The following is a 12,471-nucleotide window of genomic DNA, read 5'->3' as shown; positions in this document are numbered from 1 at the left end:
GTGGTGCTCCACGATTGCGCAGTCCCAGCAGTCCCATAAGTGTGGAACCCGCACATCCGCCACCGGCCTGTGCTGGACGGCGGGCACGTGAACAGGGGGGAAACGGTTGCTCAACTCACCCCGGAACACCACCACACCCATGACTTCCACCACGTCCACCTCCGCAGTCGCGGCCCACGGGCCCGGCAAGGCGGTCGGCGGCATCGACCGGCGCGTCCCGGTGGCGGTGTCCGCTCCGGACCCGATCAGCCGCGAGGGCGCGGTCAGCCAGTTGCGCCGGCACCCGGAGATCGACCTGCGCGAGGAGTCGGGGCCGGGCACGGTGGCCCTGCTCATCGAGGACGCGCTCGACGACGCGGCGCTCACCCGGCTGCGCCGGATCGTGCGCAGCGAGGGCGCGCGTGCGGTGCTGGTGGTCGGCGCGATCCGCGAGAGCGAACTGCTCGACGTCGTCGAGTGCGGCGTCGGCGCCATCGTCTGGCGGCACGAGGCCACCGCCCACCGGCTGGTGCAGGCCGTCCTGGCCGCCTCGCGCGGCGACGGCGACCTGCCCGCGGACCTGCTGGGCCGGCTCATCAGCCAGGTGGGCACCCTGCACCGCGGCGCGGCGGGTCGCCCCGGCGCCCCTTCGCTGGGCCTCGCACCCCGAGAGGTGGACGTCCTGCGGCTGGTCGCCGAGGGTCTCGACACCGGAGAGATCGCCGGCAAGTTGTCCTACTCCGAACGCACGGTCAAGAACGTCATGCACGGACTCACCACGCGGCTCCATCTGCGCAACCGCGCCCACGCCGTGGCCTATGCCCTGCGGGAAGGCTACATCTGACCGAACGGGCAATCGAAGGCGGACCCTTCGGTCCGTACGGGCAGGGCTTCCTGCCCGTACGTCGTCCCCGGTGCGCGTGCGGCCGGACGGACCCGGAGGAACGATCGGTGACAGGCATCGGTGGCGGCCATCGGTGACCGGCGGCAGCGGGCGGGCCGTGCGGACCCGAGTGCGGCCAGGGCAGGAGCGCGAGCGTGATCCACGAGGTGGACGAGGTCCTCAAGGCCCTCCTCAAGGGCGGGGCCTTGACGGACTCGGGCATCGACGTGGCCTTCGAGGCACCCACCCGTGACTGGGCGGCCCGGCGCAACGCCCCCGTCGTCAACGCCTACTTGTACGACATCCGCGAAGACGTGAGCCGGCGGCACCGCGGCCATGTAGCGGTGCGCGACCAGGACGAAATCGTCGTCAAGCGCCGTCAGCCGCCCCGCTGGTTCCGGCTGTCATACCTGGTGACCGCCTGGACGAAGACCCCGCAGGACGAACACCGGCTGCTGTCCGCCGTACTGGCGACCCTGCTGCCCCGCGAGCAACTTCCCCCCTACGAACTACCCGGCGCACTCGGCGCGATGGGGCTGCCGATGCCGATGACGGTGGCTGGCGCCCAGACCGAGTCCCGTTCCCTCGCCGAGATCTGGTCCGCCCTGGGCGGCGAGCTGAAGCCGTCCCTCGACCTGGTGCTCACCGTGCCCTTCCCGGCCTTCCCCGAGTACGACGCCGGGCCCCCGGTCACCGAGGGCGCGACGGTCCGGGTCGGCGGCATCGACGGCGACCCGCCGATGTCCGAGGGCCGCTCGCACCGGCCGCACCAGGTGGCGGCGGTCCGCGCCGCCCGCAAGGCCGTGATGGACGGCCGCAAGAAACGGCAGTGACGACAGTGACGACCGCGAACACCCAGGCCCCCGCCCACGGTCCCGCCACCGCCTCCTCCACGGACACACCGGCCGCCGCCCCACCGGGCGGCTCCGGCGATGCCGGCCGGGCGCTGCTCGCCCGGCTCGAAGTCCTGCGGGACCGGGTGACCGCACTGGTCGAGCACCGCACCGCCGACGACCCGACGGCCGACGACCCGCTGCGCGGCCTGTACCTGCCCGACGAGGCCGTCCACCACCTGCTGCGCACCTGGCCGTCCGCCGACGCCCAGCCCGTGCCCCCGGCCGTGCCCGTGCCCGCGGAGCCCGTCTCGGCGGGCACTCCGGCCGGCCCCGGGGACCGGCTGGCCCGGCTGGCCGGGACGGCGCGGCTGACCGAGCTGGACACGGCCGCCCTGCTCGTCGCCCTCGCCCCCGACGTCGACCGCACCTTCGAGCCGCTCTACGGCTACCTCAACAACGACGTGAGCCGCCGCCGCGCCACCGTGGGCCTCGCCCTCGACCTGTGCGGGATGCCCGCGCACGTGGCGACGGCCCGGGCCCGGTTCCACGCCTCGGCCCCGCTGCGCGCCCTCGGCCTGCTGGAGGTCGAGGAACCCGAGCGCCCCTTCCTGACCCGTTCGCTGCGCGTCCCGGACCGGCTCATCGGCCACCTCCTCGGCGACGACACCCCGGACGCCGCGCTCCTCGGCCTGCTGCTCCCGATGCCGGACCCGCTGCCCGCCGCGGGGGGCGACGCCGACGTCTTCGTCCGGCGCCTGGCCGCCCGGTTGCAGGACGGCCCGCTCACCGCCTATCTGCGGGAACCGCGCGAGGGTGACGGGCTGGCCGCCCTCTCCACCGTCCTGGACGCCGCGGGTGTCGACGCGCTGCGCTGCGCCGACCCCGAGGACCACGTCCCCGAGCTGCTGCGCGAGGCCCGCCTCGGCGGCCGGGCGATCGTGGTGTCGGGCCTGCCCGAGAAGCCGGGCCCGTTGGTGCGGGCGCTGACCGCCGCGACCGGCGTGACCGTCCTCATGACGGACCCGCGCCCCTACGACCCGCACTGGGCCCCGGCCGACCCGCTCGTCCTGGACGCCCCGGGCCGCCGGGCCGGTGGCGTGGCCGCCTGGCGGGCCGCGCTGGGCGCCGACGCCGACGGGTTCGACCTGGCCACGGCCGTCGCCCCGTACCGGCTCGGCGGCGACCGCATCCAGCGGGCCGCGCAGACCGCCCGCGCCCTCGCCTCCTTCGACGGCACCCCGGTCGACGCCGAGCACGTCCGGCTCGCCGCCCGGCGGCAGTCGGCCTCCGGGCTGGAGAGCCACGCCCGCCGCATCCGGCCGGACGTGGACTGGCAGGACCTGGTACTGCCCCACAAGCCGCTGGTCCAGCTCCGCGAGCTGGCCCTGCGCGCCCGCCACCGCGACCGGGTCCTGGGCGACTGGCGGCTCAGCGCGGGCGGCGGCCGGGGCCGGGGCGTCCTCGGCCTGTTCGCGGGCGAGTCCGGCACCGGCAAGACCCTGTCGGCCGAGGTGGTCGCCGCCGACCTGGGCCTCGACCTGTACGTGGTCCAGCTGTCGTCGGTCGTCGACAAGTACGTCGGCGAGACCGAGAAGAACCTGGAGCGGATCTTCACGGAGGCCGACCGCACGGACGCCGTACTCCTCTTCGACGAGGCCGACGCCGTCTTCGGCAAGCGCTCCGAGGTCAAGGACGCCCACGACAAGTACGCCAACATGGAGAGTGCCTACCTGCTCCAGCGGCTGGAGTCCTTCGACGGCATCGCCCTGCTCACCACCAACCTGCGCGCCAACATCGACGAGGCGTTCACCCGGCGCCTGGACCTGGTCGTCGACTTCCCGTTCCCGGACGTCGAGCAGCGCCTGGCGCTGTGGCGGCACAGCCTGTCGCGGGTCCCGTCCTCCGAGGGCATCGACCCGGGGGCGCTGGCCCGGGACTTCGAGCTGGCCGGCGGTTCGATCCGCAGCGCGGTCGTCACGGCCGCGTACCTCGCCGCCGGACGCGACGACATGGTGACGGCGGACGACCTCCTGGAGGGCGCCCGCCGCGAGTACCGCAAGGCCGGGAGACTGGTCCCGGGCGAAGGCGGCTGGTGACCGCCGGGTCCGCCCAGGGCCTGTCCGTCAGTCCTTCTTCGGGTGGATGATCTCCCACTCCTGGTCGTCGACGTTGCTGCAGTTGTCCAGCACCAACTTGGAGAAGAGGGCGCCGCCGTTCGCACCCTCCACCCCGAGGCACTTCTGGTTGCTGGCGAAGTTGCGGATCCAATAGTCGCCGCTCTCCTGCTTGTCGACCCACCAGAGCTGGTTGTCGGTCGAGGTGGTGCTGTCGCAGTGGAACTCGGTGACGGGCGTCCCCACGGCGGCGGAGCCGTGGTTCGGCAGGTCCATGCAGAACCTGTCCTTGATGTTCCGGATCTGGAAGAGCGGTGCCCCGCCGGGGCCGCCCTTCTCGTACTTCACCTCGAGGTCCCAGATCTGGTTGTCCCCGTCGGTGTCGTCGCAGACCGCCTGCTGGACGGGTCCGTCGGCCACACCCTTCTCCCGCCCGGGGAGTTCGGCGCACATGTGGCTGGTGGTGTTCCGCAGCAGGATGTTCTTGGCGGGAACCACCGGCTTCGCGGCCGGCTTCGTCGCGGGCTTCCCGCCACCGCCACCGCCGCCTCCGCCCTTGTCCCCGCCGCCGCTCTTCTCCGACTCCTGCGGGGCCGACGGCTGCTGCACCTGCGGCTGCTCGACGGGCGCGGACTCGGCACTGCTGGGCAGCGACTCCGGTGTGGCGCTCGGGCTGGGCGCGAGGGCGGCACCGGCCTGTTCCGTCTGCTCGGTCGCACTGGTGCGGACCTGGGGCTTGTACGCGATCCAGATCATCACGAACGCGATCGCCAACGCCAGGAAGATCCCGAAGAACGTGGCGAGCCAGCGGGGCAGGAACCCGCGCTGGACATACGTCCCCTCGATCTCGGTGGGATCGACCCCGGACCGGCGTACCGCCAGCGTGTACGGCCGCTCCTCCTTCGCACCGAACCAGATGATCCGCTTCGGCTTCAGCGTCGTCTCCACGAACGCCGCACGACCCGGCTCGATCTGCACATTCCCCGGACGCACCTCGTACGACAGATGATCGCCGTGATCACTGCCCGCGATCGACGCGGTCACCTTCGTATTACCGAGGTTGTCCACCGCGAGCCGCGGCCGGCCGCGGAACCGGCCCTTCACCGTCGGCGGCACCAGCTCGGCCCGCACCTCGGTGAAGGCGGTGATCGTGAGGTTTCCCTCCGGGACCGTCACCGCGTCCGGATGCTCGGTCGGCAGGATCCGCACGGCATAGGGATTCGGTCCCGCCACCGCGTCGGGAGTCCGGGGCGGAGCGAACGTCAGCTCCACGGTGCCGGTCGTCCCCGGATAGAGGCGCAGGGTCTGCGGCTCCACCGTCGTCCAGGGAGCCACATCCCCGACCGGTTCGAACCGGTACTCGTCGACGACGTCACCGGTATTACGCACCCTCAGGCGCACACGCGTACTGCTGCCGGGGTCCACAGTCGCGGACGCGGGCTCCAGCGAAGTCCACAGGCTCACACGCCGACGCTACGGGCCAACTCCGCGTACGTCAGCGGCACTCGGGGCAGCACTCGCTGCCCCAAGGTGCCTGATCGTACGACTTTTCGGACCCTCCGTCAGTCCTTGGACGGGCGGATGATCTGCCACTCCTGGTCGTCGGTGTTGGTGCAGGTGGCGATGTTCAGCGGAGTCTCGGTGCCGCCGTTCTGGCCCTTCACGTTCAGGCACCTGTGGGCGCTGGCGAAGTTGCGGATCCAGTAGTTCCCGCTCGCCTGCTTGTCGATCCACCACAGCTGGTTGTCCGCCTTGGTGCCGTCGCAGTGGAACTCGGCGACCCCGGTCCCCTCCGGGCGAGCGCCGTACTCACCCAGGTCCATGCACAGCTGGTCCGTGACGTTCCGGATCTGGAAGAGCTTGACTCCGTTGGGACCGCCGTGCTCGTACTTGACCTCAAGGTTCCAGTACTCGTTGTCGCCCTCTTCGTGGCAGTTGGCCTGCTGGACGACCCCGTTGATCTTGCCCTTCTCCCGTCCGGGGATGTCGGCGCACATGTGGGTGGTGGCGTTGCGCAGCATGACGTTCATGGCGGGGACCACGTCCGGCTTCGCCGCGGGCTTCTTGGACGGCCCGCCTCCGCCGCCGCCGTCACCGCCACCGCCACCGGCGCCGTCGTTCTCGGGCTTCTCGGAGGCCCCCTGCCCGGGCTCCGCCTCGGGCGCGGACTCGGCACTGCTGGGCAGCGACTCCGGTGTGGCACTCGGGCTGGGCGCGAGGGCGGCACCGGCCTGTTCCGTCTGCTCGGTCGCACTGGTGCGGACCTGGGGCTTGTACGCGATCCAGATCATCACGAACGCGATCGCCAACGCCAGGAAGATCCCGAAGAACGTGGCGAGCCAGCGGGGCAGGAACCCGCGCTGGACGTAAGTGCCCTCGATCTCCGTGGGGTCCACCCCGGACCGGCGTACCGCCAGCGTGTAGGGCCGCTCCTCCTTCGCACCGAACCAGATGATCCGCTTCGGCTTCAGCGTCGTCTCCACGAACGCCGCACGCCCCGGCTCGATCTGCACATTCCCCGGACGCACCTCGTACGACAGATGATCGCCGTGATCACTGCCCGCGACCGAAGCCGTCACCTTGGTGTTGCCCAGGTTGTCCACCGCGAGCCGCGGCCGCCCCCGGAACCGGCCCTTCACCGTCGGCGGCACCAACTCGGCCCGCACCTCGGAAAACGCCGTGATCGTCAGGTTCCCCTCCGGAACCGTCACCGCATCCGGATGCTCCGTCGGCACAATCCGCACCGCATACGGATTCGGCCCCGCCACCGCGTCCGGCGTACGCGGTGGAGCGAACGTCAGCTCCACCGTCCCCGTCGTCCCGGGATACAGGCGCAGGGTCGGCGGCTCCACCGTCGTCCAGGGAGCCACATCCCCGACGGGCTCGAACCGGTACTCGTCGACGACATCACCGGTGTTGCGGACCCGCAGGCGCACACGCGTGCTGCTGCCGGGGTCGACGGTGGCGGACGCGGGCTCCAGGGAGGTCCAAAGGCTCACACGCCGACGCTACGCGGAGCCTTACCGAGTCGTCAGGAGTCGCAAGGGCAAAGGCGGTTGCCCTCGCACACGCCGTCACACCGTGATGCGAACCGCTTCCAGCTGGAGCCGGTCGTTCTCCATGTTGCTGCCGAAGTACCGCCAGTCGCCGGGCTCGGTGCAGCCCTGCTTCTGCCACCCCTTGTCCTTGACGTGCGTGTTCGGGCAGACGGTGCCTTCGACGGTCTTGAGGGTGAACCCCTCCATCGGAGAGACCGCCTCCTTGGTGCTGCCCAGGTACATGTCGGTCTTGTCGGGGGCGCTCTTCCAGTTGCCGCCCGTCAGCCAACCCTCGACGACGTGCGCCCCGTTGCCCGTCACCCCCTTGGTCCCGGACACGGCGATGTTCAGGGCCTTGATCGGGAGGTTCTTGCCGACCGTGCCGGCCTCGGCACCGTCGCAGACCGGAGCCTGCCAGCCCCGGTCGGCCACGTAGGCGCGGTAGCAGATGTGCCGGCCCTCGCTGCGGGCGGCGACCTCCTTCACGGCCGTGGCCGCGGTGCGTACGGGCGGCTTGGGCTTCTTGGACTCGCCGCCGCCACCGCCGCCTCCGCCCTTGTCCCCGCCGCCTCCGCCGTCGCTCTTCTCCGACTCCTGCGGGGCCGACGGCTGCTGCACCTGCGGCTGCTCGACGGGCGCGGACTCGGCACTGCTGGGCAGCGACTCCGGTGTGGCGCTCGGGCTGGGCGCGAGGGCGGCACCGGCCTGTTCCGTCTGCTCGGTCGCACTGGTGCGGACCTGGGGCTTGTACGCGATCCAGATCATCACGAACGCGATCGCCAACGCCAGGAAGATCCCGAAGAACGTGGCGAGCCAGCGGGGCAGGAACCCGCGCTGGACATACGTCCCCTCGATCTCGGTGGGATCGACCCCGGACCGGCGTACCGCCAGCGTGTAGGGCCGCTCCTCCTTCGCACCGAACCAGATGATCCGCTTCGGCTTCAGCGTCGTCTCCACGAACGCCGCACGACCCGGCTCGATCTGCACATTCCCCGGACGCACCTCGTACGACAGATGATCGCCGTGATCACTGCCCGCGATCGACGCGGTCACCTTCGTATTACCGAGGTTGTCCACCGCGAGCCGCGGCCGGCCACGGAACCGGCCCTTCACCGTCGGCGGCACCAGCTCGGCCCGCACCTCGGAGAACGCCGTGATCGTGAGGTTTCCCTCCGGGACCGTCACCGCGTCCGGATGCTCCGTCGGCACAATCCGCACCGCATACGGATTCGGCCCCGCCACCGCGTCCGGCGTACGCGGCGGAGCGAACGTCAGCTCCACCGTCCCCGTCGTCCCCGGATACAACCGCAACGTCTGCGGCTCCACCGTCGTCCAGGGAGCCACATCCCCGACGGGCTCGAACCGGTACTCGTCCACCACGTCACCGGTATTACGCACCCTCAGGCGCACACGCGTACTACTGCCGGGGTCCACAGTCGCGGACGCGGGCTCCAGCGAAGTCCACAGGCTCACACGCCGACGCTACGAGTCGCCCGGCACAGCGTCAGGTCCCCTCGGGGCACATCACGTTGCCCCAAAGGGCCGTTCGTGGGGCGTCCGGGACTACTGCCCGTCCTCCACGTCGTCCGCGACCGCTCGCTGGGCCACGAGGGACGGGGCGATGGAGTCCCCGGCCTTGAAGGCCGCTCCGTCGTTCACCGCCGCGACCTCGGAACCCTGCCCCGGGTCCGTGACGGCGGGGCTGCCGCCGCTCGCGCTGCCCGTCTCCGTGATGCCCTTGCTGTTCTTGTCGAGGTGGCTGGCCTCGTGGGCGAGGATCTCCTCGTTGCCGATGGCGGACGGGCCGAGGAACACGTCCATACCGATCGTCATGGCCTCGGCCCCCATGGCCGCCGTCGCGCGCTGGGCGATCGGGCCCGTGTGCACGCGAGCGGCGGCGAGGGCGGGGTTCTGGTAGAAGGGCACCGCCTTGTCGAGGAAGGACCCGGGGAGCGACGAACTGGACGACTCCTTGGCCTCGGCCAGGAGCTGGTGCTGCCCCTCCGGGCTCCGGTCGTCGATCCCGTCGTGCCCGCAGCCCGCGCCGTGCTGGTGCGCGCCCGGGTCGACGCGACGCTGGACGGTGTGCCCGCAGCCGGGGCCGTGCTGGTGCGCGTCCCGGGCGACGACCCGCTGGACGGCGGCGTTGCCGGCGGAGCTCTGCAGCGCCGAGATCGTCGCCGGGGTCATCGGCGCTCCGCTCACCGCGGTGGCGGGCGCGGGCGTGGCCCGGTGTGGAACGCGGCCACCCCGGGCGGCCAGCTGGTCAGCGGCTTCCTCGTGCGCGCGCACCTTGCGCTCCCTTCGACACCGGACGTGTGATCCTCAGCCTTACCGGAGCCTCCCCGCCGCCGACAGGTCTACGCGGGCAACGCCGGGGGCAACGGCCCCCGGTGCCGGGCCCGGTCAGGGCGCGGGGCGCTCAGAGCGAGGCCAACTGTTTGGCTATCGCCTCTTCCCATTCCTTCTGCTGCTCGGGGTCGTTGAGCGACGCCTCCCACTCCTCCGGCTTCTGGTTGTGGTGGTCCGGGCCGCACTTGAGGGCCTTGAGGAAGTCACGCGCTTCCCTGCGGATGTCGTCGGGGACGTCCTTGCCCACGGGGACGGCCGGTCCGGCTGCGACCGCGTAGATCTCCTGCGCCCTGAGCTGCCGCTTTCCCTGCTTGATGGGGTGCGACACCATGAACGCCTCCTTCCACGCGTCACGCCTCCTGCCCCGCCTGCTCGTGCCGTCCTTGGACATCCTCGATGCCTCGGACGTCTCGGCCGTCTCGGTCTCCTTGGGCTCCTCGGTTCCCTCCTGCGCCAGCGTGGTGCGGGCGTAGCGGTCCGGCTGCCGTACCGAGATGTACCGCTTGTTGGCCTTCTTCACGCCCTTCTTGACGGCGAGGCCGCCCAGGGCCGCCGCGGTCGCGCCGCCTGCGACGCCGGGTGCGATCCCGCCGGTGACCGCACCCGAGGCGGCCGCGATCGCCACGGCACCGGCTGCCATGCGTGCGACGTTGCCCGTCAGGTTGACGAAGCGGTGCCCCAGCTTCCACTTCTTCTTGTGCACCACGTACTCCCGTGCGCTGGCCATGTGCTCCAGCACCTCGGTCCTGAGGCTCTCGATGCGGGCCCGCCGGTTCTCGAGCTCCTCCAGGGCCTTCGGGTCCGGGCCGTCCGCCGAGTTCCCCAGGCTGGACGACGCCTGCGCCAGTCCGGTGGTCTCCGCCCCCAGGTCGCTCAATACCTCCTGGAGTTTCCGGTCGCGCTTCGCGGCCACGCCGCGGAAGTGCTCCTTCAGTTCCTTGCGCTGGGCGTGGGTGTTCTTGATGACCGCGGTGTCGCGGGCGGCGACCAACGCGGAGAACGAGATGGTGAGGGCACCGCCGGCATCCCCGAGTGCGGCCACCCCCGCGACGTCCCCGGCGGTCTTCGTGCCGGTGTTGGAGATCTTCAGGACGTCGTTGGCGGCCATCTGGGAGTTCGTCGCCAGGCCGAGGGGCTTGCCCACCCAGTTCTTCCGGTGCGCGTGGGAAGCCGGGCCCGAGTCATGGCGCTTGCCGGCCGCTTCCTTGATCGTCGCGATGTCGTTCACGGTCCCGGTCGCGTCACTGATGAGGTTGATCGGGTTCTCGACGTTCTGCTGGATCGCATTGCCGCGGACCGTCCCGGTGTCCCCGTGCTTCGACGCTTCCGCCGAGTACACCCCTCCGGGCGGCGCGGTGGCGCGGAGCGCCACGGTGTCGGGGACGTCGACCCACGGCTTGGTCTTGGCGGAGGCCTTCTTGACGGCGTGCCCGGCGCCGTCGGCCGCGCGCGTGGCGACGTTGCGCGAGGACCCGTCCGTCTTCGCCGCCGCCTTCTCCTCGGCCGCCTTCTCCTCCGCCGCCTTCTCCTCGGCCGCCTTCTCGGCCGCCTTCTTCTTGGTCTCCTTCGCCGCGGCCAGCGCTGTCCTCGCCGTGCTTTCGGTCGCCCCCTGGCCCAGTTGCCCCTGTGCCGCAACCGCCGCTCGCTGCCGGGCTTCGGCCGCCTCCTGGCCGTGCTCCGTCGCCTGGGCGAGGGCGGCGTCCCGCTCCGTCTGCTTGTCCCCCGCGGTCTTCGCGTACCCGGCCGCCTCGGCTCGGGCCTCCTCGGCCTTGCCGTGTGCGTCCTTCGCGTCCCTCTCGTGCGCGGCCGCCGCCTGCTCGGCGGCTTCGCGTGCCTCCGTCGCGGCCCTGGCCTCGCGGTCCAGCTTCTCCGCCAGGTCGGCGGATTCCCTCGCGCTCTGGTCCGCCTCGTCCCGGAGCCGGGCGGCCTCCTCCTGGTCCTCCTCGGCCCTCGCCCGCGACGCACCGGCGCCCTCGGCCTCTTCGCCCTTCTCCTGCGCCTCTTCCCTGGCGCCCTTCGCCCCCTTCAGCGCCTGGGCCAGTTCAACGGTCCGCTTCCGCATGCTCTGCGCGAACTGCTCCTCGGACTCCGCCTCGACCTCGGCCTCGGCCGCCTGCTCCTGGGCCTTGTCCTCGGCTGCCCCCGCCTTCCGCGCCGCTTCGTCGGCGGTCTTCAGCTGCGCCGCGGCTTCCTCGGCCTGGCGTGTGAACCGACGTACCCTCTCTTCGGCCTCCGCCTGGCTCCTCCGGGCGTCCGCGATCGTGGTCGAGAGCACGGCCACCAGGTCCTCGGCGGCCTTCCGCTTCCGCTCGGCGGCCTCGGCCTCCTTCGTGAACCCAGCCGCCTGCTCGCGAGCTTCCCTGGCCGCCGCGCCCTTCCGGTCCTCGGTCTCGCCGTGCCTCGTGGCCGCCTCGGCGGAGCCGCGCTGCCGCTCCGTCGCCGCGTTCGCCCGGCCGGTGAAGTCCTGCGCCCTCTCGAGCGATTCCCTCTTTCCCCGCTCCGCGGCCCCGACTTCCCCTTCGAGTTCCTCCGCCCTGCCCCGGGCGGCCGTCTCCTTCTTGCGTGCCTCGACCGCCGTCCCGGACCAGGTCCACACGTCGGCCGCGGCGTCGGCCCGTGCCCGTGAGGCGTCCGAGACCTTCCTCTTCGCCTCCGCCACGTCGTCCACGGCCGCCTGCCGCCCGGCCGTCGCGTCCTGCACCCGGCGCGTCTCACCGCTCGACCGCTCGGGCTCCGTCACCGGCGTGATCTCCAGATCGTGCGCCGCGGTCCCGGGAAGCTCCGCCGTACCGGCCGCGCGCTGGACCGGCGTACCGCGCTGGACCGGCGTACCGCGCTGGACCGGCGTACCGGTCGCGCGCTGGATCGCCGTGGTCACGGCCCGGTTTCCCGCCGCGGCCTGCAACGAGGCCAGCGGAGGCTGCTGACGTGCCTGCGGCCGGGGCCGCGCCGGAGCGGCTCCGGCCGGGCGGTGTCTCTGCGTCTGGTTCAAGCGGTCCGACACGTACGGTCCCCTCCTGACACGCCGTCACCGTCCCCGCCTCGCGGGGCAGCGCCCCGGTGCGGCGGGACGGGGCGCCCCGGAACGGGGCTTGATCGCAGGATGACATTCTGGCGAACTGACAGTCGACACAAGATGTTGAATCAGAAACGCCGGATGTACGCCAGGGGTCTTCGGGGGGAAAGACCGGGAAGGTCCGGGAGTCTGCCCCAATGGGCACGACCAGGGGCAAGGAACATGCCCCCGTCCCGGCACCCGGGGACGTTTC

General features: G+C 71.9%; 8 protein-coding genes. 3 read left to right on the top strand and 5 right to left on the bottom strand.

The window, feature by feature from the left end; translation table 11 throughout:
- Positions 1-139 precede the first annotated feature (139 nt).
- The 3 genes from ACZ56V_RS28845 to ACZ56V_RS28835 all read left to right on the top strand — a co-directional run bounded on the left by ACZ56V_RS28845 (position 140) and on the right by ACZ56V_RS28835 (position 3,794).
- Entirely contained in the window at positions 140-823 is a 684-nt protein-coding gene (locus tag ACZ56V_RS28845) for a helix-turn-helix transcriptional regulator (RefSeq protein WP_398914489.1), read from the top strand.
- A gap of 194 nt (positions 824-1,017) precedes the next feature.
- Complete coding sequence (locus ACZ56V_RS28840) at positions 1,018-1,695, top strand: Pvc16 family protein (protein ID WP_468946257.1); 678 nt, start codon at positions 1,018-1,020, stop codon at positions 1,693-1,695.
- Positions 1,696-1,700: 5 nt separating this feature from the next.
- Positions 1,701-3,794 carry an ATP-binding protein gene (locus ACZ56V_RS28835; RefSeq protein ID WP_398914689.1) on the top strand — a complete coding sequence of 698 codons (2,094 nt, stop codon included), beginning with the start codon at positions 1,701-1,703 and terminating at the stop codon, positions 3,792-3,794.
- A 27-nt stretch (positions 3,795-3,821) separates the two neighbouring features.
- On the opposite strand, the gene ACZ56V_RS28830 is transcribed toward ACZ56V_RS28835, so the two are convergent.
- From ACZ56V_RS28830 to ACZ56V_RS28810, 5 genes are all read right to left on the bottom strand, one after another.
- The gene (locus ACZ56V_RS28830; protein WP_468946254.1) at positions 3,822-5,276 is read right to left on the bottom strand and encodes an RICIN domain-containing protein; all 1,455 of its coding nucleotides are present in this window, start codon (positions 5,274-5,276) and stop codon (positions 3,822-3,824) included.
- Between the two features lie 98 nt (positions 5,277-5,374).
- Positions 5,375-6,811, bottom strand: a complete 1,437-nt coding sequence (locus ACZ56V_RS28825; protein ID WP_468946252.1) for an RICIN domain-containing protein — start codon at positions 6,809-6,811, stop codon at positions 5,375-5,377.
- A 75-nt stretch (positions 6,812-6,886) separates the two neighbouring features.
- Positions 6,887-8,323, bottom strand: coding sequence for a hydrolase (locus tag ACZ56V_RS28820; RefSeq protein WP_468946249.1), 1,437 nt, complete (start codon positions 8,321-8,323; stop codon positions 6,887-6,889).
- Positions 8,324-8,413: 90 nt separating this feature from the next.
- Complete coding sequence (locus ACZ56V_RS28815; RefSeq protein WP_468946246.1) at positions 8,414-9,142, bottom strand: eCIS core domain-containing protein; 729 nt, start codon at positions 9,140-9,142, stop codon at positions 8,414-8,416.
- A 130-nt stretch (positions 9,143-9,272) separates the two neighbouring features.
- Positions 9,273-12,080, bottom strand: coding sequence for a hypothetical protein (locus ACZ56V_RS28810; RefSeq protein WP_468946244.1), 2,808 nt, complete (start codon positions 12,078-12,080; stop codon positions 9,273-9,275).
- Positions 12,081-12,471: the final 391 nt, after the last annotated feature.

It is taken from the genome of Streptomyces sp. NPDC034099 (genome assembly GCF_055575415.1).
The sequence above is the reverse complement of the archived record's forward strand: the minus strand, read 5'-3'. Positions and strand labels throughout refer to the sequence as shown.

What these genes read in the sequence shown, in the direction of transcription:
- ACZ56V_RS28845 (WP_398914489.1), top strand. Translation starts at nt 140, where the DNA reads ATGACTTCCACCACGTCCACCTCCGCAGTCGCGGCCCACGGGCCCGGC.